Here is a 25,459-nt window from a genome sequence, read left to right on the forward strand (position 1 = left end):
TCACCGGAAACGGATCGTCGTCAGCGACGCCGTCCCCTCCCTACCTTCCTCCCGTGACCACCCCCGTTCCCGGTCCCGCCACGGACCCCGACTCGGCCGCCGCCAGCCAGGCCGAGATCAGCGACGAGATCGCGAGCATCGCCAAGGAGTACGTCGCCGCCGGCGTCGTGGAGATCTCCCCGCGGCACGACTACCCGCCGTACCGCTCCAGCATCCTGCGGCACCCGACCAAGGCGCCGCAGCAGGTCGACCCGGAGGGCATCGAGCTGTGGGCGCCGGTCTTCGGCCAGCTCGACGTCGACCCGCTCGAGTCCGACCTCACCATCCAGCACCGCGGGGAGCCCGTCGGAGAGCGGATGATCGTGACGGGCCGGGTCACCGACGGCGAGGGCCGACCGGTGCGCCGCCAGCTCGTCGAGATCTGGCAGGCCAACGCGGGCGGCCGCTACATCCACCAGCGCGACCAGCACCCGGCCGCGCTGGACCCGAACTTCACCGGCATGGGCCGCTGCCTCACCGACGACGACGGCCACTACCGCTTCACCACGATCAAGCCCGGGCCCTACCCGTGGAAGAACCACCACAACGCCTGGCGGCCGGCGCACATCCACTTCTCGCTGTTCGGCACGGAGTTCACCCAGCGGCTGATCACCCAGATGTACTTCCCGGGCGACCCGCTCTTCGCGCTCGACCCGATCTACCAGTCGATCGTCGACCAGGACGCGCGTGACCGGCTGGTCGCGACGTACGACCACGACGTGACCACGCACGAGTGGAGCACCGGCTACCGCTGGGACATCGTCCTCACCGGCAGCCACCGCACCGTGTTCGAGGAGGACGAGCAGTGACCGCCCCCGGGATCGAGCAGACCCCCACCCCCGGCCAGACGATCGGGCCGTTCTTCGGCTTCGCCCTGCCGTACGACGGGGGCGGCGAGCTCGTGCCGCCGACCCGGCCGGACGCGATCCGCTTCCACGGCCGGGTGCTCGACGGCGCCGGCGTACCGGTTCCCGACGCGCTCGTCGAGCTCCGGCAGACCGCACCGGACGGCAGTGTGCCGCGAGCGGCGGGGTCGCTGCAGCGCGACGGCTACACCTTCACCGGGTGGGGCCGCGCGGCGACCGACCGGACCGGGCACTTCCAGTTCTCGACGCTCCGCCCGGGTGGCGGCTCGCCCTTCTTCGCGCTCGCCGTCTTCGCCCGCGGCCTGACCGACCGGCTCTTCACCCGCGCCTACCTGCCGGGCGCCGCGCCCGCGCAGTGGCCGTCGCTCGAGGCGGCGGCCGACGACCGCGGCTTCGTCTTCGACATCCGGCTCCAGGGTGAGGCCGAGACGGTCTTCCTGTCCTACCGGTAGAACTGGGCCCATGGCGGACCTCTTCTGGCCCGGCGACGAGCGCGCCGGGCTGCACTTCACCTCGGCCGCGTTCCTGCGCGCGATGGTCGCGGTCGAGTCCGACTGGGTCGGGCGCGAGCTCGAGGTGCCCGACGCCCTGGACGAGATCTCCGCGGAGGCGGAGTCCGGCGGCAACCCGGTCATCCCGCTGGTGCGCCACCTGCGCGAGCAGGGCACCGACGTGCACCGCGGACTCACCAGTCAGGACGTCGTCGACTCGGCGCTGATGCGGATGGCTGGCGCGGCGGTCGCCGACCTGCGGCGCGACCTGGCTCGCGTCGTCGGCGGCCTCGCCGACCTCGCGTCCGCCCACCGCGAGACGCCGATGGTCGCGCGCACCCTGACCCAGCACGCCGTGCCCACGACCTTCGGCTTCCGCGTCGCGGCGTGGCTGACCGCGGTCCTCGATGCCGACGAGGACCTGGCCCGGCTCGCCTTCCCGGCGCAGCTCGGCGGCGCGGCCGGCACTCGCGCGGCGATGGTCGAGCTCGGCCGCGCGGTGCCTGACGACGTGCCGCGCTGGCACACGACGCGGTCCGCGGTCACCCGGGTCGGCGACGCGCTCGCCGGCACGACCGACGCGTGCGCCCGGATCGCCAACGACGTGCTGGTCATGTCGCGGCCCGAGATCGGCGAGCTCGCCGAGGGCTCCGGCGGCGGCTCGTCGACGATGCCGAACAAGGCCAACCCGACGCTGTCCGTGCTCGTCCGCCGGGCCGCGCTCACCAGCCCCCAGCTCGCCGCGACCCTGCACCTCGCCGCGGTCCAGCAGGTCGACGACCGCGCCGACGGCGGCTGGCACGCGGAGTGGGCCACCCTGCGCGACCTCGTCCGCCGCACCCTGGTCGCCGCCTCCCAGACCGCCGACCTCGTCGCCGGGCTCGTCGTGCACGCCGAGCGGATGGCCGCCACCCTCGCGGCCGCCGGCGACGACGTGCTCGCCGAGCAGCGGAGCATGGCCGCAGCCGCCGGGCACGCCCCCGCGCCGTCGTACCTCGGCGACGCGGCGGCGTACGTCGACCAGGTCGTCGCCCGCGCCCACCGTCACCTGGAGGAGAAGCCGTGACCCCCGCCATCACCGTCGTCCGGATGACCGGCAGCCGCGACCGCGCGGAGCTGCCGCTGCTGGTGGTCGGGCCGTCGCTCGGCACCTCGGCCGCGACGCTCTGGACCGACTGCGCGGCCGGGCTGACCGACGCCTTCGATGTCGTCGCGTGGGACCTGCCCGGCCATGGCCACAACAGGTCGGTGCCCGAGGAGCCCTTCGCGATGGCCGAGCTGGCCGCCGGGGTGCTGGCCGTCGTCGACGACGTGCTCACCCAGCGCGGCCAGCCGCGGGGACCCTTCTTCTACGCCGGCGACTCGGTCGGCGGCGCGGTCGGCCTCCAGCTGCTGCTCGACGCCCCCGACCGCGTCGTCGCCGCGGCGCTGCTGTGCACCGGCGCGAAGATCGGCACCGAGGAGTCGTGGACCGAGCGGATCGGGTCGGTGCGCGCGTCCGGGACGCCTGTCATGGTGGCCGGGTCGGCCGAGCGGTGGTTCGGCCCCGGCTTCCTCGAGCGCGAGCCCGAGCGCGGCGGCGCGCTGCTGCGGGCGCTCTCCGACGCCGTCGACGAGGGCTACGTCCAGGTCTGCGGGGCGTTGGCGGCGTACGACGTCCGCGCGATGCTCGGCCAGGTCAAGGCGCCGGTGCTGGCCGTCGGCGGGTCGCACGACGTGGCCACGCCGCCCGCCTCGCTGCAGGAGATCGCCGACGGAGTGGCCGACGGGCGGTACGTCGAGCTCGAGGGCGTCGCCCACCTGGCCCCGGCCGAGGCGCCGGGCGAGGTGGCCGCGCTGCTGCGCGAGCACTTCCTGGGGGAGACGCCGCGGGTGGACGAGCCGGTGTCGGACGGGATGCGGGTGCGTCGCGAGGTGCTCGGCGACGCCCATGTCGACCGCGCCGCGGCGGCGACCACCGGGTTCACACGGGACTTCCAGGAGCTGATCACGGCGTACGCCTGGGGCGAGATCTGGACCCGCCCCGGCCTCGACCGCCGCTCGCGCTCGATGATCACGCTGACCGCACTGATCGCCCGCGGCCACCACGAGGAGCTCGCGATGCACGTGCGCGCCGCGCTGCGCAACGGCCTGACCGTGGACGAGATCAAGGAGGTCATCCTCCAGTCCGCCATCTACTGCGGCGTCCCCGACGCCAACACGGCCTTCCGGATCGCCTCCGGGGTGCTGGCGGAGGAGGGCCTGCTGTAGGCGGCGCCGCATGTAAAGCGGAGTTACGGAGTCTTCCGAGCCGTTCTAACAGGTCGGGAGACCCCATAACTCCGCGTTACATATCGCGGCGCGTCACAGGCAGGCCGCGACCAGCTCCGCGACGCGACGTACGGCCGGGGCGTCGTCGGCCGCGCGGGTCGCGAGCGCCAGGTCGATCGTGGGCGGGTCGGTGAGCGCGACGTAGGAGACGCCGGCGAGGCCGAGCGAGCGCACGGGCTCCGGCACCAGCGCGACGCCGAGGCCGGCCGCGACGAAGACGACGAGGGTCGCGGTCTCGCTGACCTCGACGACCGGGTCGGGTGAGAAGCCCGCGGCCTCGCAGGCCGCACGCACCCGCTCGTGCATCGAGGACCGGTGCCCCGACGGGTGCATCACGAAGGCCTCGCCGGCCAGCGCCGACAGCGAGATCCGGCGGCGGCCGGCCAGGGGATGCGATGACGGCAGCACTGCGACCAGTCGCTCCGACCGGAGCGTGCGGATCGCCAGATCCCCACTGTTGAGAGGGTCTGGCCGCAGCAGTGCGACATCGAACGTCCGGTCGCGCAGGCCGTCGACGAGTCGCGGGGACAGCAGCTCGCCGCGCAGCTCGAGGTCGAGGCCCGGCACCGAGGCACGCACCTCGCGCGCGACGCGGGGCAGCACGTCGTACGTCGCGGTGCCGATGAAGCCGATCGACACGCGCCCGACCGCTCCCGACGCGAGCAGTGCCATGTCGTCCTCGGCGCGGGCCACGTCGCCGAGCACGGTGCGGGCGTGCTCGGCGAAGCGCGCGCCGGCCTCGGTCAGCTCGACCCGGCGGGTGGTGCGCGTGAAGAGCGGGACGCCGAGCTCGCGCTCGAGCTGCTTGACCTGCTGGGAGAGCGCCGGCTGGGCGATGTGCAGCCGCCCGGCGGCACGGCCGAAGTGCCGCTCCTCGGCGAGGACGACGAACGACCGCAGGTGTCGCAGTTCCATTGGTCCAACTTATCAATCAAGACAGATTCAGTATTGGAGATGATCACAGGTCGCGGCCTACCGTGGACGGCATGAGCTCTGCCTTCCTGTACGCCGCGGCCCGTACGCCGTTCGGCCGCTTCGGCGGTGCGCTGGCCGAGGTCCGGCCCGACGACCTCGCCGCCACCGCGATCTCCGGTGTCCTGGCCAAGGCGCCCGGCCTCGACGCCGACCGGATCGGCGACGTCGTCTGGGGCTGCGCCAACCAGGCCGGCGAGGACAACCGCAACGTCGGCCGGATGGGCGTGCTGCTCGCGGGCCTCCCGGTCGGCGTCCCTGCCACCACCGTCAACCGCCTGTGCGGCTCCTCGCTCGACGCGGCCATCATCGGCTCGCGCACCATCGAGTCCGGGGACGCGGACGTCGTGCTGACCGGCGGCGTCGAGTCGATGACCCGGGCGCCGTGGGTGCTGCCGAAGCCGTCGCGCGCGTTCCCGGCCGGCAACGTCACCGCGGTCTCCACGACGCTGGGCTGGCGGCTCGTCAACGAGCGGATGCCGGCCGAGTGGACGGTCTCGCTGGGCGAGGCCAACGAGCTGCTGCAGGAGAAGTTCGGCATCTCGCGCGAGCGGCAGGACGAGTTCGCCGCGCGCTCGCACAACCTCGCCGACGCGGCCTGGGAGGCCGGCTTCTACGACGACCTCGTGGTGCCGGTCGAGGGCGTCGACCTGACCCGCGACGAGGGCATCCGGCCCGGCTCGACCGCGGAGAAGCTGGCCGGCCTCAAGCCGTCCTTCCGCAAGGACGGCACGATCACCCCCGGCAACGCATCCCCGCTCAACGACGGGGCTTCCGCCGTCCTCCTCGGCTCGGAGAACGCCGGGATCGGGATCGACCCGATCGCGCGGATCGCCGGGCGAGGCGTGTCCGCGCTGGAGCCGCAGCTGTTCGGCTTCGCCCCCGTCGAGGCCGCCGAGCGCGCGCTCGCCCGGGCCGGCATCGGCTGGGACGACGTCAGCGCGATCGAGCTCAACGAGGCCTTCGCCGTCCAGTCCCTCGCCTGCGTCGACGCCTGGAAGGTCGACCCCGAGATCGTCAACGCCAAGGGCGGCGCGATCGCGATCGGTCACCCGCTCGGCGCCTCCGGTGGCCGGATCCTCGGCACCCTCGCGGCCCGGCTGCAGGAGTCCGGCGGGCGGTACGGCGTCGCCGCGATCTGCATCGGCGTCGGCCAGGCGCTCGCCGTGGTGCTGGAGAACGTCTCGTGAGGATCTGTGAGTCGGCCGCCGAGGCGGTCGAGGGGATCGAGGACGGCTCGACCGTCCTCATCGGGGGTTTCGGCATGGCCGGCATGCCGGTCGAGCTGATCGACGCGCTCATCGAGCAGGGCGCCACCGACCTCACCGTCGTGTCCAACAACGCCGGCAACGGCGACACCGGCCTGGCCGCGCTGCTCGCGAAGGGCCGGGTCCGCAAGATGGTCTGCTCCTTCCCGCGCCAGCACGACTCGTGGGTCTTCGACGGCCTCTACCGCGAGGGCCGGATCGAGCTCGAGCTGGTCCCGCAGGGCAACCTGGGCGAGCGGATGCGCGCCGCCGGCGCCGGCATCGGCGCCTTCTTCTCCCCGACGGGCGTCGGCACCCCGCTGGCCGAGGGCAAGGAGACCCGCGAGATCGACGGCCGCACCTACGTCCTCGAGCTCCCCATCAAGGGCGACGTCGCCCTCGTCGGCGCCCACCGCGCCGACCGGATGGGCAACGTCGTCTACCGCAAGACGGCCCGCAACTTCGGCCCGGTGATGGCCACGGCCGCGACCACGACGATCGTCCAGGTGCGCGAGGTCGTCGAGATCGGCGACCTCGACCCGGAGCAGGTCGTCACCCCGAGCATCTACGTGGACAGGGTGGTGGCGGTATGAGCTCCGCAGCACTGACCAAGGACGAGATGGCCGCCCGCGTCGCGCGGGACATCCCGTACGGCGCCTACGTCAACCTCGGCATCGGCCAGCCCACGCTGGTTGCCGACCACCTCGACGCCGACGCCGGCGTCGTGCTGCACACCGAGAACGGCATGCTCAACATGGGCCGCGCCGCCGTCGGCGACGAGGTCGACCCCGATCTCACGAACGCCGGCAAGCAGCCGGTGACCGAGCTGCCCGGGTCGTCGTACTTCGACTCCGCCGAGTCCTTCGCGATGATGCGCGGCGGCCACCTCGACGTCTGCGTGCTCGGCGCCTTCCAGGTCAGCGCCGGCGGCGACATCGCCAACTGGCACACGGGCGCCCCGGACGCGATCCCGGCGGTCGGCGGTGCGATGGATCTCGCGATCGGCGCCAAGCAGGTCTTCGTGATGATGACGCTCTTCGCCAAGGACGGCTCGCCCAAGCTGGTGCCCTCCTGCACCTACCCGCTCACCGGCGTCGGCTGCGTCGCCCGCGTCTACACCGAGGTCGCGGTCTTCGACCTCACCCCCGACGGCGTCGTCGTGCTCGACACCTTCGGCACGACGTACGACGAGCTGGCCGAGCGCCTCGACGTCCCGCTGACCCAGGGCTGACCGGGCAGCGACCGTTGCCGCTGCGGCGCGACTGGACTGGCAGTCCTGTCGCTTGTCGGCCGTTGCAACCCCCGACAAGCGAGGGGATACCCGGTCGACCGGGTATCCCTGCACGCGGCCCCGCCGCTGCCGCGCGCGAATAGGGATACCCGGTCGACCGGGTATCCCTGCACGCGGCCCCGCCGCTGCCGCGCGCGAATAGGGGAGGCGAATGGGTGATCTCCCCGCTGTGGGGGACCGCCCTCGGGGCCGAGGGTGAGCACGTCGCCGGCACCGGGCCGGCGACGAGCACACCTGAAGGATTCCAGGAGGAATGCCATGAAGCGGTTCATGATCGAGCGGGAGATCCCGGGCGCGAGCAACCTGTCGGAGGCCGAGCTGGCCGACATCGCGAAGGCGTCGTGCGACGTCGTCGACGGTCTCGGCGTGCCCTACACGTGGGTCAACAGCTACGTCGCGGGCGACAAGATCTACTGCGTCCACGAGACCGACGACGTCGAGACGATCCTCGAGCACGCGCGGCGGGGCGGCTTCCCGGCCAACACCGTGTCGGTCGTCGCCAACGAGTTCGGCCCGCAGACCGCAGCGCTCGCCGGCTCCTGAGTGCCAGAATCGGCGCCATGGGCGCCGACCGGCTCGCGCTCGCGGCACTGCCGACCGCGCTGACCCCCTTCATCGGGCGGTCTGCGGAGCGCGCCGACCTGGCCGAGGTGCTCCGGGCGCAGCGACTGGTCACCGCCACCGGTCCGGGCGGAGTCGGCAAGACCCGGCTCTGCCTGGCCGTGGCGGAGGACCTGGCCGGAGAGTTCGCCGACGGCGTCGCCTTCGTCGACCTGGTCGGCGTCACCGACGACGCGATGGTGGTCGCGGCGGTCGCGGACGCCGCCGGCGTACCGGAGCGTGCCGGCGCGACGCGGCTCGAGGCGCTCGCCGCCACCCTGCGCGAGCGCCGGCTCCTGGTGGTCCTCGACAACTGCGAGCACCTGCTCGGCGGCGCCCGTCAGGTCGTCACCGACCTGCTCGCGGCGTGCCCCTCGGTGCGGGTGCTGGCGACCAGCCGGATCCGGCTGCACCTCGCCGGCGAGCGGGTCTTCGCCGTCCCCGGCCTCTCCGTCGAGGAGGGCGACGCGGTCGCGCTCTTCGAGGCGCGTACGGCGGCCAGCGGCGGCGCACCCCTCACCGGCGAGGACCTGGTGACCGTCCGCGAGATCTGCCTGCTGCTCGACGGCATGGCGCTGGCCATCGAGCTCGCCGCCGCCCGCGCTCCCAGCCTCGGCATCGACGGCCTCTGGCTCGCGCTCGGGCACGGCCACGACGTGCTGCGCTACGGCCACCCCGGCGACGACCGGCACGGCTCGCTGCGCGCGGCCGTCGACTGGAGCTACCACCTGCTCGACGAGGACGAGCAGGCCGTGCTCCGCACCGTGGCCGTCTTCGCCTCCCCCTTCGACCTCGACGCCGCGGCGTACGTCGTCGACCGCCCGGCGCCCCTCCTGCTTGACGTCCTCGGCCGCCTCGTCGACTGGAACCTCGTCGCCCTCCGCCCGGGCCACCCCACGCGCTACCGGCTGCTCGAGACGATCCGGCAGTACGCCGCCGAGCGGTCCGCGGAGCTCGCCGAGCTGGCCGCGATCCGGTCGCGGCACCGTGACTGGTGCGAGGTCACCCTGCGCGACCTGGTCGCCCGGATGCCCGGGGACGCCGCGTGGTGCGCCGACCTCGACCGCGTCGTCGACGACGCCCGCGCCGCCCTCGGGTGGGGCTCGGCGCCCGACCTCGCGGAGCTGCTGGCCACCGCGGTCTTCGAGCGCGGCCGGCCGGGCGAGGCCGAGCGCCGGCTGGTCCAGGTGGCCGAGCTCACCGACGATCCCGTGCGTCGGCACCGGTCGCTCTTCCTCGCCTCCCGCGCCGCGCTCGCGCGCTACGCCGGCGACGACGCGGTCGCCCTCTGCCAGCGTGCGGTCGACGCCGCGGTCGACGCGGGTGACCCGTCGACCGCTGCGATCTACCTCTGCCACATCGCGACCTGGTGGCACCGCCACGAGGGCACGATGGCCCAGCCGACCTCCACCGCCGTCACCGACGCCACCCTCGCCCGGGCTCGCGACCTCGGTGCGGGGGACGAGCGGGTCATGACGGCGATCGCGGTCGCGCAGGTCTCGCGCGGCGACCGCCCCCGCGTGGTCGCCGAGTCGATCGACGCGGTCGCCCGGGCCGAGGCGTCCGGCGACGCGCTGCTCGTCGACACCGCGCGGGACGAGGTCTGCGCCGCCCAGCTCGAGGCCGGCGATCTCGTCGGCGCGCTGGCCACGGTGCGGACCCGGCTCGCCGCGATGGCGACGGTGCCGGTCGACGCGCTGAGCGGCATGGACCACGCCGACGCCCACCTGATGGGTGCCCACCTCTGCCTCGCCTCGGGGTTCCTCGAGGAGGGGCGCGAGCACGCCGACGCCCTGGCCGCGCTGCCGTTCCTGCGCGAGGAGCCGCAGATCGGCCTGGCCCGGCAGCTGGAGCTGGAGGCGCTCGCCGGGTCGTTCGACGGCGTGCTCGACGACGCGGCCGCGTTCCGCGCCTCGTGGGAGCGCGCCGGCCGGCCGGTCGTCAACAACTTCGCGCCCGCGACGTACGCCGTCGCGATGGTGCTCGGCCTCCTCGGCGACGACGACGGTCGCGCCGAGTGGACCGCGGTCACGCGCGCCATCGCCCGTGACCCCGGCGTGTGCGAGGACCTGCGACTGGTGTGGCCGGCCGCTCTGGACGGGCTCCACCACCTGCACCGCGGCGAGGTCGAGGCCGCGCTCGCGGCGCTGCCCTTCGCGCCGGACGACGTCCCGGGCGGGTGCCGCTGGCACCAGCGCCTGTGGCTGTCCTGGTACGCCGCGGCCTGGGCCGAGGTCGGCGTGCTCGCCGGGCTCCCCGACCTCGAGGACCGACTGGACCTGGCGGAGAGGGCGGCGCGCGACAACCCGGTCACCGCCCTGCTCGTCGAGCGGGCTCGGCTGCTGGCAGCCGAGGACTCGGACGGCGTCGCCGGCCTGGCCGACCGGCTCGAGCTCGCGGGCTGCGCCTACCAGGCCCGCCGCAGCCGCGTCCTCGCCGGCCGCGCCGGGCTCGACGTCCCGGAGCTGCTCGCCACGCTGAGCGAGCGCGAGCGGGAGGTGCTCGGGCTAGTCGCGACCGGCGCCAGCAATCCGCAGATCGCCGCGGCGCTCTTCATCAGCCGCAAGACCGCCGAGCACCACGTCTCGCACATCCTGACCAAGCTGGGCGTCGCCAACCGGGCCGAGGCCGCCGCACTCGCGGGCCGGCTGGGGCTCGGCGCGGACTGAGCCCGGGGCCGGCCGCCGGGCCGCCTCGATGCCGACCCGGAGCAGCTCGCGGAGCGCGTCGTCGGTGTCCGCGGTGGCGGCCTGGGCGGTGCCGCGGACGGCGGACCGCACGATCGCCGGCGCCGCATGGCGGTGGAAGTCGCGCGGCCGGATCGGCCCGGCCGGGTCGGTGAAGGCCCGCGCCCAGCTCTCGGCCATCGGCACCCGCGCGAGCGCCGTGAGCATCGCGTCGCGGTCGGCGCGGGTCGGGTCGGCCGTCAGCTCGAGGCAGCGGACCAGTCCCACCGCGAGCGCCCGCTGGATCGGCTCCGGCGCGGCGTAGATCGCGTGCGCGGCGACCGCACCGGCGACGGCGACCTCCCAGTCGAGCCCGTCGCCGTGGACGCCGATCACGTCGGGGACCATCACCGCGAGCTCGCTGCGGCGGGCGTCGCTGCTGAGGTCGTTGACCATGCGGGCGAGGTGGGCGAGCAGGGGATCGGTGCAGAGCGGTCGGTCGCTCCACTTCTCGTTCGCCAGGACCGATGCGGTCTCCATGAAGCATGCGCCCTTGCGCGGATTGCGGTGCTTGCCCCGGGAGAGCACCGGCAGGGCGTCCGGGACGTCGTACGTCGTCGCCATCACTCCACGATCCGCCGATCCTCGCCCGGCCGCAAGCGTGTTCGCGCACGAGTACGCACAAGTGGGCATGGACAGATCCGGCGCCCGCGGGGAAGGGTGCTGCCATGAGGCGACTCGGAGCCCTGGTCCTGTCCATCCTGCTCATCGGCAGCCCCGCCGGCGCGGCGTACGCCGGCCACGGTCACAGCCCCGGCCACCCCGGCCACCCCGGCCACCCCGGCCACGGTCACGGTCACGGCCATGGTCGCGGCCACGGGCACGGCCTCTCCTGGCAGCAGACGGTCGTCGACGCCGACCAGAGCTTCCGCGGCCTCGACGCGGTCAGCAGGCGAACGGCGTGGGTCGGCGGCGGCAGCCTCACCGACGGCGGCGCCGGCAAGGTCTTCCGCACCACCGACGGTGGGCGGACCTGGGCGGACGTGACCCCGCCGGGCACCGAGGGGCTGCAGTTCCGCGACATCGAGGCGCGCAGCGCCCGCGAGGCCGTCGCCCTCACCATCGGCAACGGCGACGCGTCGCGGATCTACCGCACCACCGACGGCGGCGCGACCTGGGAGGAGACCTTCGTCAACGACGACCCGGCCGCCTTCTACGACTGCCTCGCCTTCTACCCCGGTGGCCGCGACGGCCTGGCGATGAGCGACCCGGTCGACGGCAAGTTCCGGATCCTCTCCACCAGCGACTCCGGTCGGACCTGGACCGTGCTGCCGACCGACGGCATGCCCGAGGCGCCGACCGAGTTCGGCTTCGCCGCCAGCGGTGACTGCCTCGTGACGGCGGGGCACTCGGCCTACTTCGGCTCGGGCGGCGGCGCCTCCCGCGTCTTCCGCTCCGACGACAGGGGCCTGACCTGGACCGCGATCGACTCGGCGATCCCGGCCGGCGACGCGGCGGGGGTCTTCGCGCTCACCTTCCGTACGCCGCGGCAGGGAGTCGCCGTCGGCGGCGACTTCGAGGACCCGGCCGACGGCGTCGACGCGGTCTCGACGAGCCGCGACGGCAGCACCTGGACGAGCGCGGGCGACCCGGCGCACCTCGGCGAGGACGTCTCCTTCCTGCCCGGCACCCGCCACGCGCTGGTGCTGACCGGTGAGTCCGGCGACGTGATGGGCACGAGCATCAGCCTCGACGGCGGCGCGACCTGGAAGCAGGTCAGCGACGAGGGCTACCACGCCCTCGACTGCACCCGCGACGGCTCCTGCTGGGGCGCCGGCGGCGACGGGCGGGTGGCGGTCGTCACGCGCTGAGCCGCGACGCGCGGGCTTGCCCGGCGCGACCTCTCTGCCTATATTCAGGATTCCTGATTATTAGATGGAGGTCGCGGTGCGCGAAGTCCCTGCCCTGTCCGACGGTCTGCCGCCGACCCTCGACGCCTCTCGCCGCGGCCCGGTCGCGGTGCTCACGCTGAACCGACCCGAGAAGCGCAACGCGCTCGGCGACGCCATGATCCTCGGCATCGAGCGCTTCTTCGCCACCCTGCCCAGGGACGTGCGGGCCGTGGTCCTGACCGCCTCGGGCGACCACTTCTGCGCGGGCCTCGACCTGAGTGAGATGGCCGAGCGCGACACCATCGCCGGCATCGAGCACTCCCGGATGTGGCACCGGGTCTTCGAGGCGATCGAGTTCGGCCCCGTCCCGGTCGTCGCGGCGCTCAAGGGCGCCGTGGTCGGCGGGGGCCTCGAGCTCGCCGCGGCGGCGCACATCCGCGTGGCCGAGCGATCGTCGTTCTACGCCCTGCCCGAGGGCCAGCGCGGCATCTTCGTCGGCGGCGGCGGGTCGGTCCGGCTGCCCCGCCTGATCGGCGTGGCCCGGATGACCGACCTGATGCTGACCGGGCGGCGGTACGACGCGGACGAGGGCGCCGCGGCCGGGCTGACGCAGTACGTCGTCGACGACGGCAGCGGCCTCGAGGCCGCCCTCGAGCTGGCCGCGCGGATCGCCGACAACGCGAGCCAGACCAACTTCGCCGTCCTCCAGGCGCTGCCCCGGATCGCCGAGGCCGGGCCGCGGGAGGGCTACTTCATGGAGGCGATGATGGCCGCCATCGCGCAGGGCACCGACGACGCCAAGGGGCGGATGCAGGCCTTCCTCGACGGCCGCGCGGGCAAGGTGACCGACCGGTGACCGCGGCGACTGCGGCCGGCGAGGTCGTCTGGACGCCCCCGGCCGACGTCCTGGAGACGACCCGCGTCGGCGAGTTCGTCCGGTGGCTCGCGGCGCACCGCGGGGTCAGTGCGACCGACCACGAGGCGCTCTGGCGCTGGTCCGTCGCGGACCTGGACGGCTTCTGGTCGGCGGTCTGGGACTTCTTCGAGGTCACCGACCACGGAGAGCGTCGGGCGGTCCTGGCCGATCGGTCGATGCCCGGCACCTCCTGGTTCCCCGGGTCCCGCCTCAACTACGCCGAGCAGGCGCTGCGCGGGGCCGGTGTCGACGCGGGGACCGTCGCCGTGCACGGGCGGTCCCAGGCGCGGCCCGACCGCGACCTGACCTGGGCCGAGCTGCGGGCCGAGGTCGCCCGCGCCCGCCGGGTCCTGGTGGACCTCGGCGTCCGGGCCGGTGACCGGGTCGCTGGCTACCTCCCCAACACCCCCGAGGCACTCGTCGCGTTCCTCGCCGCCGCCGGGCTCGGCGCGGTCTGGACGAGCTGTGCGATCGAGTTCGGCGCCCGATCCGTCGTCGACCGCTTCGAGCAGGTCGAGCCCGTCGTGCTCCTGGTCGCCGGCGGCTACCGCTACGGCACCAAGGACGTCGACCGCGGCCCCGAGGTGGCGGCGGTGCGCGCCGGGCTCCCCTCGGTCCGCCACGTCGTCGACATCGCGTACGGCGAGTGGCGGGTGCCGGATGCCGCGTCCTGGCCGGCGCTGCTCGACGCGGTGAGCGAGCCGCTGCCCGCGACCGTCCCGGTGCCCTTCGACCACCCGCTCTTCGTGGTGTTCTCCTCGGGTACCACCGGACGGCCGAAGGCGATCGTGCACGGCCACGGCGGGATCGTCCTGGAGCACCTGAAGAACCACGCGCTCTCCTGGGACCTCGGCCCCGGCGACGTGCTCCTCTGGTACACGACGACCGCGTGGATGATGTGGAACGCCCTGGTCTCGGGCCTGCTCGTCGGGAGCTCGGTCGTCACCATCGACGGCGACCCGGCCTTCCCGGGCCTCGACTGGCAGTGGCGGTTGGCCGAGCAGACCGGGGCCACCCTGATGGGCGCCAGTCCCGGCTTCGTGATGGCCTGCCGCGCGGCCGGCGTCGACCTGCAGGGCCTCGACCTCCGGCTGCGCACGGTCGGGTCGGCCGGCGCCCCGCTGCCGCCGGAGGGCTATGCCTGGATCGGCGACCAGCTCGGCTCGCGCGTCCAGCTCAACGTCGGCAGCGGCGGCACCGACGTCTGCAGCGGCATCGTGCAGAACAACCCGCTCCTTCCGGTCCGCGCCGGCATGATCTCGGGCCGCGCGCTGGCCGTCGACGCGCACGCCTTCGACGAGGACGGCCACGAGGTGATCGGCGTCCCCGGCGAGCTGGTGATCACCGCACCCATGCCGTCGATGCCGGTCGCGCTGTGGGGGGACACCGACGGGTCACGGCTCCGGGAGACCTACTTCGAGCCCTACCCCGGCATCTGGCGACACGGCGACTGGATCGTCTTCGAGCCCGACGGCAGCTGCGTGGTGACCGGGCGGAGCGACGCCACCCTCAACCGGGGCGGCGTCCGGCTCGGCACCGCCGAGTTCTACCGGGTCGTCGAGGAGCTGCCGGAGGTCGCCGACAGCCTGGTGGTCCACCTCGAGGATCCGTCCGGAGGCAACGGCGAGCTCCTGCTCTTCGTGGTCACCCGCCCGGGCGTGGAGCTCGACGAGGAGACGGACCGCACCATCCGGACCGCGCTGCGCACCGCCCTGTCGCCCCGGCACGTCCCGGACCGCGTCGTCGCGGTCCCCGCGGTGCCGCGCAACCTCACCGGCAAGAAGCTCGAGCTCCCGGTGAAGAGGATCCTGCAGGGTGTCCCGCCGGGGGACGTCGTCAGCCGCGACGCCCTGGCCGACCCCGCGGCGCTCGATCCGTTCGTCGCGCTCGCGGAGGCGCGGCGGTGACGGCGGTGACGGCGGTGACGGCGGTGCGGAGCGCGCCCGCCTCCGTGGCCGTCGTGGGCGCGGGCGCGATCGGTGGCAGCTGGGTGGCCCTCGCGCTCGCGCACGGGCTGCGGGTGACCGCGTCCGACCCCGCCCCCGGTGCGGAGGAGCGCCTGCGCGAGGCGGTCCGGGCCCACCTCGCCGCGATCGCCGACGACCCCGACGCCGCGCTGACCCGTCTCGACTTCGAGGCCGACCCGACCGACGCGGCCGGCGACGTCGACCTCGTGCTGGAGGCCGGGCCGGAGCGGATCGATGCCAAGCGCGAGCTCTTCGCCGTGCTGGACGCCGCCGCCCCCGCCGACGTGCTGCTGGCGAGCAGCTCGTCCGGCTTCGGGCCGAGCGCCTTCCAGGACGGGTGCCGTCATCCCGAGCGGGTCGTGGTCACCCACCCGTTCAACCCTCCGCACCTGGTCCCGCTGGTCGAGGTCGTCGGCGGTCGGGCCACCTCGGAGCAGGCGGTCCAGGCCGCGATGGCGGCCATGCGTCGGCTCGGTCGCCGGCCCGTGCGGGTGCGTGCCGAGCTGCCCGGCCACGTCGTCAACCGGCTCCAGGCGGCCCTGTGGCGAGAGGCCTACGACCTGGTCCGCCGCGGCGCGATCTCGGTCGCCGACCTCGACGCGGCCGTCGCCTCCGGCCCCGGGCTGCGCTGGGCGCTGCTCGGGCCGATCGCCACCCAGCACCTCTCGGGCGGCCCGGGCGGGCTCGACCACGTGCTCGAGCACCTGGGCCCGCCGATGGTCGACTGGTGGGCCGACCTCGGTGACCCCGAGCTGGACGCCGACCTGGTCGCTGCCCTGGTCGGGGGCGTGCGTGAGGAGCTCGGCGGACGCGAGGCTGCGGTCCGGGCGGCACGGGACGCCGCGCTGGTCGAGCTCCTCGCCACCAAGGAGCGGTGGGGCCTCGACGCGACGGCCCGGCCGGATGCGGGAGGTGAGCGGTGAGGGACCAGGGCCTCGGGTCGTGGACGCGGCGCCGGGCCCGGATGACGCCCGACCGGGCCGCGCTGGTGCAGGACGGCCGGGCGACGACGTACGCCGAGCTGCACGACGCCAGCTCGCGGCTGGCCCTCGGCCTCCGGGACCGGGGTCTCGGGCGCGGCGACCGGGTCGCCTTCCTCGGCCTCAACTCCGTGGAGATGGTGCTCGCGATGTTCGCGGCCGCCAAGCTCGGCGCGGTCTTCGTGCCGGTCAACACCCGACTGGCGCCGCCCGAGCTGGCCTACGTGCTCGAGCACAGCGGCAGCCGCCTGCTGCTCGCCGAGGACGCGCTCGCCGACGCGGTGAGGGGGTCGGCGCCGGAGCTGGTCGTCTTCGACCGGGACGCCGGCCACGGCCTGGACGCGCTCCTGGCCGACGTGGGCGCGGAGGTCGACGAGCCGATCGCGCTCGACGACCTCTTCATGATCCAGTACACCTCCGGCACGAGCGGTCGGCCCAAGGGCGTCATGCTCACCCATGCCAACGTCGTCTGGAACGTCTACAACCTCCTGGTCGACATCGACCTCGCCAGCGCCGAGGTCGCGCTCGTCACCGCGCCGCTCTTCCACACCGCCGCGCTCAACCAGGTGCTCTTCCCGACCGTGCTCAAGGGCGGGACCGCGCTGCTCGAGGCGCGCTTCGACCCGGTGCGCGCCGTCGACCTGATCGAGTCCGAGCGGGTCACGCTGCTCTTCGGCGTCACCTCGATGTACCTCGCGCTCGCGGCCGCCCCGCGCTTCGGCCAGGCCGACCTGTCCAGCCTGCGGCTGGCGCTTAGCGGCGGGGCCCCGATCCCGGAGTCGCTGCTGCAGACGTGGCTGGACCGCGGCCTGATGATCATCCAGGGCTACGGCCTCACCGAGGCCTCGCCCGGAACCACGATGCTGCGCGCGGAGGACGGCGTCCGCAAGCTCGGGACGGCCGGCACCGCCTGCTTCTTCACCGACGTCCGGGTGGTCCAGGGCGACGACCCCGTCCCACCCGGGGTGCCGGGCGAGGTGCTCGTGTCCGGGCCGAACGTCAGCCCTGGCTACTGGCGCGACGAGACGGCGACGGAGCGCGCCTTCAGCGGCGAGTGGCTGCGCACCGGCGACGTCGCCACCCTCGACGACGAGGGCTACGTCCGGATCGTCGACCGGGTCAAGGACATGTACATCTCGGGCGGCGAGAACGTCTATCCCGCCGAGGTGGAGCGCGCGATCTACGCGCTCCCGGAGGTCGCGGAGTGCGCCGTGGTCGGCGTGCCCGACCCGACGTGGGGCGAGGTCGGGCGCGCCTTCGTCGTCGTCCGCGAGGGTGCGGTCCTCGACGCCGACGCGGTCCTCGCGCACCTCGACGGCCGGCTGGCCCGCTACAAGCTTCCGCGCTCGGTGGTCTTCCTCCCCGGGCTCCCGCACAACGCGTCCGGCAAGCTGCTCAAGTCCCGCCTCAAGGAGGACCCCTCGTGACCCGCTACGAGCCCCGCATCGACGTGGCGGCGATCCGCGCGATCGACGTGCACGTGCACGTCGAGGCCGACGACCACGGCCACCTCTCGCTCGACGAGGAGCTGATGGAGGCGTCCGCCGCCTACTTCAAGGGATCGGAGAGCCGTACGCCGACCGTGGACGACCTCGCCGCCCGCTACCGCGCGGCCGGCATGGCGGCGGTGGTCTTCACCGTCGACGCGACCACCGCCACCGGCCATCCCGCGCTGCGCAGCGAGGAGGTGGCCGAGCGCGCCGCCGACCACGCCGACGTGCTGATCCCCTTCGGGTCCGTGGACCCGCACCAGGGCGAGGTCGCCGTACGTCGGGCGCGGGCGCTCGTCGAGCGGCACGGCGTCCGCGGCTTCAAGTTCCACCCGAGCCTCCAGGCCTTCTCGCCGGACGACCCGACGTACGCGCCCCTGTGGCGGGCCCTGGAGGAGCTCGGCGTCCCGGCGCTCTTCCACACCGGTCAGAACGGGATCGGGGCCGGCCTCCCGGGCGGCCGGGGCATCAAGCTGCGCTACTCCAACCCGCTGCTGCTCGACGACGTCGCCGCCGACTTCCCCGGTCTGACCGTGATCCTGGCGCACCCGTCGGTGCCGTGGCAGGCGGAGGCGATCTCGATGGCCACCCACAAGGCGAACGTCTTCATCGACCTGTCGGGGTGGCGTCCGAAGTACTTCCCGCCCGAGCTGGTCCGGGCCGCCGGCGGGATGCTGCACCACAAGGTCCTCTTCGGCAGCGACTACCCCCTGATCACGCCGGAGCGCTGGCTCGACGACTTCGCCGAGCTCGGGATCCGCGAGGAGCACCACGAGGGGATCCTCAAGGGCAACGCGGCCCGGGTCTTGGGGCTCGGTCCGCCGTCGGAGTGATCGCCCCTACGATGTGGGACCGGGAGCGACCCGGGAGGTGGCGATGGCCGAGTTGGTCGACAGCGGAGCAGAGGCGGCGGCCGGGACCGGCGCGCCGCCGACCCTGCTCTACCTGATGAAGCAGGTCGAGCTCGCGGTCCGCGCGGAGCTCGACGACCTCACCCGACCGTTCGACCTCACCGCCCTGCAGTACACCGCGCTCACGGTCCTCGAGCGGCACGCGGACCTCACCTCGGCGCACCTCGCCCGGCACTCCTTCGTGACGGCCCAGACGATGGCCGACATGGTGACCTCGCTCCTCGACCGGGAGCTGATCGAGCGGCATCGCGACCCCGCTGACCGTCGCCGCCTGGTCATCGCGCTGACCGCCAAGGGCCTGCGGCTGCTCGACGAGCTCCGTCCGCAGGTCGCCGCGCTCGAGGCGACGATGCTCGCGCCGCTGAGCGACGCGGAGTCCGAGGAGCTCCGACGCGCGCTCGAGCTGTGTCGGACGGCGCTCGCCGCCGGCGGGGCGACGTAGGAGAACTAATCATCAGGAAACCTGTACATCAGGTTTCCGTTGTGGTTTGCTCCGACCATGAGTGAGACCACCGCCACATCCGGCACGCACGCCGTCGTGCCGTCGAAGCTGACCGCCGGGACGATGCTGTCCGCGGCCCTCGCGGTCGCCGTCGCCCAGATCGGGCTCTCGATCCCCGCGGTCATCAACGGCTACATCAACCAGGACCTGGGGACCACCTCGACCCAGCTGACCTGGGTGTCGGACGCCTTCCTCGTCCCGGTGACCCTCTTCGAGCTGAGCTTCGGCGTGGTGGGCGACCTCTTCGGACGCAAGCGGCTGCTGGCCATCGGTGCGCTCCTGATGGCCGTCGGTGGACTGCTCGGCTTCTTCACCCCCGACGGCGGCGTCGGGGTGCTCCTCACCGGCCAGGTGATCGCGGGCATCGGCGCCGCGGCCATCTTCCCGACCTCGATCGCCATGCTCGCGGCGGGCACGCACGACGTCCGCACCCGCGCCCACGCGATCTCGATCTGGGCGGCCGCCCTGACCGGCGCCGGCTTCATCTCGCCGGTGCTCGCCGGCGCCCTCGCCGAGATCAACCACTCGGGCGGCGAGTTCGCCAGCTGGCGCTACGCGTTCCTCGCGATGGCGGTGATCGCGGTCATCAGCGCGGTGGTGACCCTGGTGGCGGCCCAGAACTCCTCTGCGCCCCTCGGTCGATCCCTGGACTGGCCGGGACAGATCACGATCGCCGTCTCGCTGTTCGCCCTGCTGTACGCCGTGATCCAGGGCGCCGAGGACGGCTGGGGGAGCGCCACCGTGATCGGCGGCTTCGTGCTCGCGGCCGTCTTCATGGTGGCCTTCGTGGTCGTCGAGCGGCGCGTGGACCGACCGCTGATCCAGCTCGAGCTCTTCGCCAACCGGGTCTTCACGATCTCCGCGATCGTGACCGTGATCGGCATGTTCGCCTACCTCGGCACCGCCTACGCCACCAGCATCCGGCTGTCGGCGATCCAGGAGTACTCACCCCTGAAGACCTCGATCGGGTTCTTCTGCCTCAACGTCATGGGGGTCGTCCTCTTCCCGGTGAGCACCCGGGTCATCGAGCGCTACAAGCCCGGCTGGGTGCTCGCCGCCGGGATGGGGCTGATCGGCATCGGCGATCTCGTGCTGGCCGCGATCCCGGCGACCAACATGTCCATCGCCGCTGTCGCGCCGCCGCTGCTCGTCGTCGGCGCCGGCTTCAAGCTCGCGGTCACCTCGATCACCGTCGTGGCGGTCAACAGCGTCCCGACCCCGAAGGCCGGCATGGCGAGCGGTGCGACGAGCATGCTGCGCGACTTCGGCCTGACGCTCGGACCGGCCATCGTCGGTGCGATCGCGCTCACCAACGCCGCCAACGCGATCAGCGCGAAGGTGGCGTCGACGCCGAGCCTGCAGAGCGCGCTCAACGCGTTCTACGCCTCGCCGGCGGAGGTCCCCGAGGAGCAGCGGGCGTCGGTCGAGGCCGCCGTCGGAGCCGTGCAGTCCGGGCCGCTCGGCGCCAACGCCGTACCCGCGGAGGTGCCCGGACCCGACGGCAAGATGATCCCCTTCAACCCGATCCAGGACGTCGCGTTCCACGCGCTCTCCCACGCCTATGCGATCGGCTACCTGGTCTGTGGCATCGCGGCGGTCGTGGCCGCACTGATCGCGGCCGTCTTCCTCGGTGGCCGCCAGCACCACGAGGCGTTCCTCGAGGCGGACGCCGAGCCGGTGGCGTGAGCGGGGCTGCGCCCGCCAGCGTCACGGGGAAGGTGCTCGCCCTGCTGGGCGCCTTCGACGCGGCCCACCGGGAGCTCACGCTCTCGGAGCTGGCGAGGCGCAGCGGCCTGCACCTCTCCACCGCGCAGCGGCGGGCGGCCGAGCTGGTCGCCGCCGGCGCGCTGGAGCGCGGCGACGACGGGCGCTACCGGGTCGGGCTGTGGCTGTGGGAGGTGGGCTCGCTCGCGCCGCGCAGCAGCTCGCTGCGCGAGGTGGCGCTGCCCTACCTCGAGGACCTCTACGTGGTCACCCGGGAGAACGTCCAGCTCGCCGTCCGCGACGGCACCGAGGTGGTCTTCGTCGAGCGGATCGCCGGCCGCTCGGCGGTGCCCGTCCTCACCCGGGTGGGCGGCCGCTTCGCCCTGCACGCGACCGGCGTCGGGCTCGTGCTCCTCGCCCACGCCCCGACGGAGGTGCTCGACGAGGTGGTCGCGAGTGGGCTCACCCGTTACGCCGACCGCACGATCACCGACCCCGAGCAGCTGCGTCGGGTGCTCGCGACGGTCCGGCGCGACGGCTACGCCGTCAGTCCCGGCGCGGTCACCGACGACGCGGTCTCGGTCGCCGCGCCGGTCGTCGGGCACGAGGGCCGGGTGGTCGCGGCGATCTCGCTCGTCGTGAGCCTGGCCGACGCCCGGCCAACGGCGCTCGCCCCGGTGGTGCAGACCGCGGCCCGCGCCATCTCCCGGGCCTACGCGGGATCCGGCTTGCACTGAGTGCAAACGTGGTGGCGGTCACCTCGCCGTCCGGCCGAGCCTGAGGACATGTCTGAAGCCCTCGACCGCGCACGTGTCAACGCCAAGATCTTCCCCTACCCGTTGAACGCCTGGTACGCCGTGGCGTGGGACCACGAGCTGACCCACCGCGGCATCCTGGCGCGCACGGTGGCCGGGCGGCCGATGGCGCTCTACCGCACCGAGTCCGGTCGGCCGGTGGCGCTCGCCGACGCGTGTTGGCACCGCCTCGCGCCCCTGTCGATGGGCACTCTCGTCGGCGCGGACGAGATCCAGTGCCCCTACCACGGGCTCCGCTACAACCCGTCCGGCCGCTGCACCAAGCTGCCCGCCCAGGAGACGCTCAACCCGAGCGCGTCGGTGCCGTCGTACCCGATCGTCGAGCGCTACCGCTACGCCTGGGTCTGGCCCGGCGACCCGGCGCTCGCCGACCCTTCCGACATCCCGGACATGCACCAGATGGACGACCCGGAGTGGGCCGGCGACGGGCTCACGATCGAGGCGGCGTGCAACTACCAGCTGATCCTCGACAACCTGATGGACCTCACGCACGAGGAGTTCGTGCACGGCTCGAGCCTCGGCCAGGACGAGCTGAGCCAGTCGGAGTTCAGCACCCGGCTCGAGGACGACGGGCACGTCACCGTGACCCGCTGGATGCTCGACGTGGAGCCGCCGGCCTTCTGGGCCAAGAACATCCGGGACCGTTTCCCGGACTTCACCGGCCGGGTCGACCGCTGGCAGATCATCCACTACTACGCACCCGGCACGATCTGCATCGACGTCGGTGTGGCCCCGACCGGCACGGGCGCCCCTGAGGGGGACCGCAGCCAGGGCGTCAACGGCTACGTCATGAACACGATCACGCCGGAGAGCGAGCGCACCTCGCACTACTTCTGGGCGTTCATGCGCAACTACCGGCTGGAGAGCCAACGGATCACCCACGAGCTGCGCGACGGGGTGCGCGGTGTCTTCCGCGAGGACGAGGTGATGCTCAAGGCGCAGCAGGAGGCGATCGACGCCAACCCCGACTATGCCTTCTACGCCCTCAACATCGACGCCGGCGGGATGTGGGTACGCCGCATCCTCGACGCCATGCTCCGCGACGAGGGCCGCTATCCCGACGAGCCGGCCGTCGAGGTCCCCGACGACGCCGCGTCACTCACCGGTCCGGCCGCGGCGGGCGGCCGATGACCGGCCTCGCCGACCACGACTGGCGCCGGTGCCGGGTGGTCGAGGCCGAGCCGGTCGCCGACCGGGCGCGCCGGATCACGCTCGAGCGGCCCACGGCGCTGGGCCGGCCGGCCGACCCGGGCACCCACGTCGACGTCCGGGTGCCGATCGGCGCCGGCACCGACGTCCGCTCCTACTCGGTTGTCGAGTCCGACCCGACCGGGCGCCGCCTGACCCTCACCGTGCGGCTCGCCGAGCACAGCCGCGGCGGGTCGGCGCACCTCCACGGGCTCGAGGTCGGCGACACCCTCGAGGCGACCCGCCCGCTCCAGGACTTCCCGCTGCTGATCGGAGCCGACGGCTACACGCTCCTGGCCGGCGGCATCGGGGTCACCGCACTGGTCGGGACCGCCCGGGCGTTGGCCAGGGCCGGGGCGGACTACCGCGTCGTCTACGTCGGGCGCTCGCGGTCGGTGCTGGCCTACGTCGACCTGCTCGCGGCCGAGCACGGCGACCGCTTCCAGCTGCACGTCGACGACGAGGGCACCCCGCTCGACGTCGAGGCCCTGGTCGCCGACGTCGCCGCGCGCCCGGGCCGGCAGGAGATGCTGATGTGCGGGCCGGTGCGGCTGATGGACGCGGTGCGCCGCTCCTGGGAGCACGCCGGCCTGTCGCCGGTCGACCTCCGCTTCGAGACCTTCGGCAGCAGCGGCTGGTGGGACGCCGAGCCCTTCGAGGTGAGCGTCCCCGACCTCGGCGTCACCGCGACCGTGTCCCCCGACCAGACCATGCTCGAGGCGCTCGAGGCCGCTGGCGCGAACCTGATGTGGGACTGCCGCAAGGGCGAGTGCGGGCTGTGCGAGATGGCCGTCGTCGACCTCGACGGCCGCCTCGACCACCGCGACGTCTTCCTCAGCGACCGCCAGAAGGCCGAGGGCCGCCGGGTCTGCCTCTGCGTCGGCCGCGCCGTCGCCGCGGACGGCTCCGAGGGCACCGCGCCCGCGCGGCTGACGCTCACCTTCACCTGAGTCGACCGCCGTACGCCATGCGCCGTACGCCGTACGCGACGGAGATGGCCAGGCCCGAATCCCCGATCCCGGCGATGCCCGCGGTGGCGGGACGGGACTAGCGTCGGCCCGTCCCAGATCCCCTGCGGCGGTCCGCCGCGCCCGTGACGCCCCTCGACGCCCTCGTGCCCGGCCCGCTGACGCGAGCAGCCCGAGGAGGGCCCCATGAGCATGCAGCTGGACGACCTGCGCGAGCAGGTCCGGGGTGAGGTCGTCGGTCCCGACGACGCCGAGTACGACGAGGCGCGCGTCGTCCGCAACGCGATGATCGACCGTCGTCCGGCGGTGATCGTCCGGGCGGTCAACGCCGGCGACGTGATGACCGCCGTACGGTTCGCGGCCGACCACGACCTCAGCATCGCGGTCCGCGGCGGCGCGCACAGCGTCCCCGGCTTCGGCACCGCCGACGACGCGGTGGTCGTCGACCTCTCGGCGATGCGCGGCGGGCGGGTGGACCCGCTGACGCAGACGGTCCGGGTCGGCGGTGGCGCCACCTGGGGCGACCTGAACGCGATGACCTACCCCTTCGGGCTGGCCACGACCGGCGGGATCATCTCGACCACCGGCGTCGGCGGCCTCACCCTCGGCGGCGGCATCGGCTACCTGTCCCGCGGCCTCGGCCTGTCGATGGACAACCTGCTCGCGGCCGACGTGGTCACCGCCGACGGCACCTTCCACGTCGCGAGCGAGAAGGAGGACGCGGACCTCTTCTGGGCGATCCGGGGCGGCGGTGGCAACTTCGGCGTCGTCACGTCCTTCGAGTTCCGGCTGAGCCCGGTGAAGGACATCTACGGCGGCCCGATGTTCTTCGAGCTCGACCAGGCCGGCGACGTGCTGCGCTTCTACCGCGACTTCATCGTCGACGCCCCCGAGGAGCTCGGCTGCTTCCCGGCGTACCAGATCGCGCCGCCGCTGCCGTTCATCCCGGAGGACCGCCACGGCGAGCCCTTCATCGCGATGGTGGCCTGCTGGGCCGGCGACCTCGATGCGGGGGAGAAGGCGCTGCAGCCGATCCGCGACATCGCGCCGAGGGTCGCCGAGATGGTCGGGCCGATGCCCTACCCCGCGCTCAACAGCGCCTTCGACGCGCTGATCCCGCCGGGGCTGCACCACTACTGGAAGGCCAGCTTCGTCAAGGAGCTCACCGACGACGCGATCGCCGCGCACCTCGAGCACGGGCCGAAGGTGCCGGTCGTCAACTCGACCATGCACATCTACCCGATCAACGGCGCCTGCCACCGGGTCGCGTCCGACGCGACCGCGTTCGCCCACCGCGACGCGACCTTCGCGACCGTGATCGCGGGGATGTGGCCGCCGGACGAGGTCTCCGACGAGGCGGGTACGGCGTGGGTGCGCGACTACTACGACGCGACGGCGCCGCACTCGGAGGAGGGCGGCTACATCAACTTCATGTCCGAGGACGACCAGGACCGGATCCGCGCCAACTACCAGGGCAACTACGACCGGCTGGCGTCGATCAAGAAGACCTACGACCCGGGCAACCTCTTCCGGCACAACCAGAACATCACGCCCGCGGGGTGACCGCCGCGACGATCGACGACATCGTCATCGGCGCCGGCACCACCCCGGACGACCTTCTGCCTGCACCTCCCGTCGGAGCCG

Annotated in this window: 22 protein-coding genes; 21 read left to right on the plus strand and 1 reads right to left on the minus strand. The window is 73.6% G+C overall.

Annotation, left to right across the window (positions count from 1 at the left end; translation table 11 throughout):
• Positions 1-53 precede the first annotated feature (53 nt).
• From pcaH to pcaDC, 4 genes are read left to right on the plus strand one after another with little or no spacing between them, the layout of a single operon-like run.
• Positions 54-848 carry a protocatechuate 3,4-dioxygenase subunit beta gene (pcaH, locus tag K8U61_RS14915; protein ID WP_224123829.1) on the plus strand — a complete coding sequence of 265 codons (795 nt, stop codon included), beginning with the start codon at positions 54-56 and terminating at the stop codon, positions 846-848.
• Positions 845-1,357, plus strand: coding sequence for a dioxygenase family protein (locus tag K8U61_RS14920; protein ID WP_224123830.1), 513 nt, complete (start codon positions 845-847; stop codon positions 1,355-1,357). Before pcaH ends, K8U61_RS14920 begins: the two co-directional genes overlap by 4 nt.
• 10 nt (positions 1,358-1,367) lie before the next feature.
• Complete coding sequence (locus K8U61_RS14925) at positions 1,368-2,462, plus strand: lyase family protein (protein WP_224123831.1); 1,095 nt, start codon at positions 1,368-1,370, stop codon at positions 2,460-2,462.
• Complete coding sequence (pcaDC, locus tag K8U61_RS25655) at positions 2,459-3,646, plus strand: bifunctional 3-oxoadipate enol-lactonase/4-carboxymuconolactone decarboxylase PcaDC (protein WP_224123832.1); 1,188 nt, start codon at positions 2,459-2,461, stop codon at positions 3,644-3,646. The genes K8U61_RS14925 and pcaDC overlap by 4 nt, the downstream gene beginning before the upstream one ends.
• Positions 3,647-3,739: 93 nt before the next feature.
• On the opposite strand, the gene K8U61_RS14935 is transcribed toward pcaDC, so the two are convergent.
• Complete coding sequence (locus tag K8U61_RS14935; protein WP_224123833.1) at positions 3,740-4,621, minus strand: LysR family transcriptional regulator; 882 nt, start codon at positions 4,619-4,621, stop codon at positions 3,740-3,742.
• A 71-nt stretch (positions 4,622-4,692) separates the two neighbouring features.
• Between K8U61_RS14935 and K8U61_RS14940 the strand changes: the two genes are divergently transcribed.
• From K8U61_RS14940 to K8U61_RS15020, 17 genes are all read left to right on the plus strand, one after another.
• Entirely contained in the window at positions 4,693-5,868 is a 1,176-nt protein-coding gene (locus K8U61_RS14940) for a thiolase family protein (protein ID WP_224123834.1), read from the plus strand.
• Positions 5,865-6,518: a 3-oxoacid CoA-transferase subunit A gene (locus K8U61_RS14945; RefSeq protein WP_224123835.1), complete on the plus strand. Its 654-nt coding sequence runs from the start codon at positions 5,865-5,867 to the stop codon at positions 6,516-6,518. The genes K8U61_RS14940 and K8U61_RS14945 overlap by 4 nt, the downstream gene beginning before the upstream one ends.
• Positions 6,515-7,156, plus strand: a complete 642-nt coding sequence (locus K8U61_RS14950) for a 3-oxoacid CoA-transferase subunit B (protein ID WP_224123836.1) — start codon at positions 6,515-6,517, stop codon at positions 7,154-7,156. The genes K8U61_RS14945 and K8U61_RS14950 overlap by 4 nt, the downstream gene beginning before the upstream one ends.
• 318 nt (positions 7,157-7,474) lie before the next feature.
• Positions 7,475-7,759: a DUF4242 domain-containing protein gene (locus tag K8U61_RS14955; protein ID WP_224123837.1), complete on the plus strand. Its 285-nt coding sequence runs from the start codon at positions 7,475-7,477 to the stop codon at positions 7,757-7,759.
• A 17-nt stretch (positions 7,760-7,776) separates the two neighbouring features.
• Positions 7,777-10,485: a LuxR C-terminal-related transcriptional regulator gene (locus K8U61_RS14960; RefSeq protein WP_224123838.1), complete on the plus strand. Its 2,709-nt coding sequence runs from the start codon at positions 7,777-7,779 to the stop codon at positions 10,483-10,485.
• 725 nt (positions 10,486-11,210) lie between these two features.
• On the plus strand, positions 11,211-12,353 hold the full coding sequence (locus K8U61_RS14965) for a VPS10 domain-containing protein (RefSeq protein ID WP_224123839.1): 1,143 nt from the start codon (positions 11,211-11,213) through the stop codon (positions 12,351-12,353).
• Positions 12,354-12,429: 76 nt separating this feature from the next.
• Complete coding sequence (locus K8U61_RS14970; protein ID WP_224123840.1) at positions 12,430-13,230, plus strand: crotonase/enoyl-CoA hydratase family protein; 801 nt, start codon at positions 12,430-12,432, stop codon at positions 13,228-13,230.
• Positions 13,227-15,197, plus strand: coding sequence for an acetoacetate--CoA ligase (locus tag K8U61_RS14975; RefSeq protein ID WP_224123841.1), 1,971 nt, complete (start codon positions 13,227-13,229; stop codon positions 15,195-15,197). The genes K8U61_RS14970 and K8U61_RS14975 overlap by 4 nt, the downstream gene beginning before the upstream one ends.
• The gene (locus tag K8U61_RS25515) at positions 15,194-16,180 is read left to right on the plus strand and encodes a 3-hydroxyacyl-CoA dehydrogenase NAD-binding domain-containing protein (RefSeq protein WP_224123842.1); all 987 of its coding nucleotides are present in this window, start codon (positions 15,194-15,196) and stop codon (positions 16,178-16,180) included. Before K8U61_RS14975 ends, K8U61_RS25515 begins: the two co-directional genes overlap by 4 nt.
• On the plus strand, positions 16,177-17,664 hold the full coding sequence (locus K8U61_RS14985) for an acyl-CoA synthetase (protein ID WP_224123843.1): 1,488 nt from the start codon (positions 16,177-16,179) through the stop codon (positions 17,662-17,664). Before K8U61_RS25515 ends, K8U61_RS14985 begins: the two co-directional genes overlap by 4 nt.
• Before the next feature lie 17 nt (positions 17,665-17,681).
• Positions 17,682-18,560 carry an amidohydrolase family protein gene (locus tag K8U61_RS14990; RefSeq protein WP_224123944.1) on the plus strand — a complete coding sequence of 293 codons (879 nt, stop codon included), beginning with the start codon at positions 17,682-17,684 and terminating at the stop codon, positions 18,558-18,560.
• 43 nt (positions 18,561-18,603) lie between these two features.
• The gene (locus tag K8U61_RS14995) at positions 18,604-19,080 is read left to right on the plus strand and encodes a MarR family winged helix-turn-helix transcriptional regulator (protein WP_224123844.1); all 477 of its coding nucleotides are present in this window, start codon (positions 18,604-18,606) and stop codon (positions 19,078-19,080) included.
• A 57-nt stretch (positions 19,081-19,137) separates the two neighbouring features.
• A complete protein-coding gene (locus K8U61_RS15000) occupies positions 19,138-20,826 on the plus strand; it encodes an MFS transporter (RefSeq protein WP_224123845.1) in 1,689 nt (562 codons plus the stop codon).
• Positions 20,823-21,581, plus strand: coding sequence for an IclR family transcriptional regulator (locus tag K8U61_RS15005; RefSeq protein ID WP_224123846.1), 759 nt, complete (start codon positions 20,823-20,825; stop codon positions 21,579-21,581). Before K8U61_RS15000 ends, K8U61_RS15005 begins: the two co-directional genes overlap by 4 nt.
• 48 nt (positions 21,582-21,629) lie before the next feature.
• Positions 21,630-22,790, plus strand: coding sequence for an aromatic ring-hydroxylating dioxygenase subunit alpha (locus tag K8U61_RS15010; protein ID WP_224123847.1), 1,161 nt, complete (start codon positions 21,630-21,632; stop codon positions 22,788-22,790).
• On the plus strand, positions 22,787-23,797 hold the full coding sequence (locus tag K8U61_RS15015) for a PDR/VanB family oxidoreductase (protein ID WP_224123848.1): 1,011 nt from the start codon (positions 22,787-22,789) through the stop codon (positions 23,795-23,797). The genes K8U61_RS15010 and K8U61_RS15015 overlap by 4 nt, the downstream gene beginning before the upstream one ends.
• 204 nt (positions 23,798-24,001) lie before the next feature.
• On the plus strand, positions 24,002-25,378 hold the full coding sequence (locus K8U61_RS15020; RefSeq protein WP_224123849.1) for an FAD-binding oxidoreductase: 1,377 nt from the start codon (positions 24,002-24,004) through the stop codon (positions 25,376-25,378).
• Positions 25,379-25,459: the final 81 nt, after the last annotated feature.

Origin of the sequence: Nocardioides mangrovi, from assembly GCF_020073815.1 — a bacterium.
Classification (GTDB): Bacteria; Actinomycetota; Actinomycetes; order Propionibacteriales; family Nocardioidaceae; genus Nocardioides; species Nocardioides mangrovi.

What these genes read in the sequence shown, in the direction of transcription:
- K8U61_RS14925 (WP_224123831.1), top strand. Translation starts at nt 1,368, where the DNA reads ATGGCGGACCTCTTCTGGCCCGGCGACGAGCGCGCCGGGCTGCACTTC.
- K8U61_RS14935 (WP_224123833.1), bottom strand. Translation starts at nt 4,621, where the DNA reads ATGGAACTGCGACACCTGCGGTCGTTCGTCGTCCTCGCCGAGGAGCGG.
- K8U61_RS14940 (WP_224123834.1), top strand. Translation starts at nt 4,693, where the DNA reads ATGAGCTCTGCCTTCCTGTACGCCGCGGCCCGTACGCCGTTCGGCCGC.
- K8U61_RS14950 (WP_224123836.1), top strand. Translation starts at nt 6,515, where the DNA reads ATGAGCTCCGCAGCACTGACCAAGGACGAGATGGCCGCCCGCGTCGCG.
- K8U61_RS14955 (WP_224123837.1), top strand. Translation starts at nt 7,475, where the DNA reads ATGAAGCGGTTCATGATCGAGCGGGAGATCCCGGGCGCGAGCAACCTG.
- K8U61_RS14960 (WP_224123838.1), top strand. Translation starts at nt 7,777, where the DNA reads ATGGGCGCCGACCGGCTCGCGCTCGCGGCACTGCCGACCGCGCTGACC.
- K8U61_RS14965 (WP_224123839.1), top strand. Translation starts at nt 11,211, where the DNA reads ATGAGGCGACTCGGAGCCCTGGTCCTGTCCATCCTGCTCATCGGCAGC.
- K8U61_RS14995 (WP_224123844.1), top strand. Translation starts at nt 18,604, where the DNA reads ATGGCCGAGTTGGTCGACAGCGGAGCAGAGGCGGCGGCCGGGACCGGC.
- K8U61_RS15000 (WP_224123845.1), top strand. Translation starts at nt 19,138, where the DNA reads ATGAGTGAGACCACCGCCACATCCGGCACGCACGCCGTCGTGCCGTCG.
- K8U61_RS15010 (WP_224123847.1), top strand. Translation starts at nt 21,630, where the DNA reads ATGTCTGAAGCCCTCGACCGCGCACGTGTCAACGCCAAGATCTTCCCC.
- K8U61_RS15015 (WP_224123848.1), top strand. Translation starts at nt 22,787, where the DNA reads ATGACCGGCCTCGCCGACCACGACTGGCGCCGGTGCCGGGTGGTCGAG.
- K8U61_RS15020 (WP_224123849.1), top strand. Translation starts at nt 24,002, where the DNA reads ATGAGCATGCAGCTGGACGACCTGCGCGAGCAGGTCCGGGGTGAGGTC.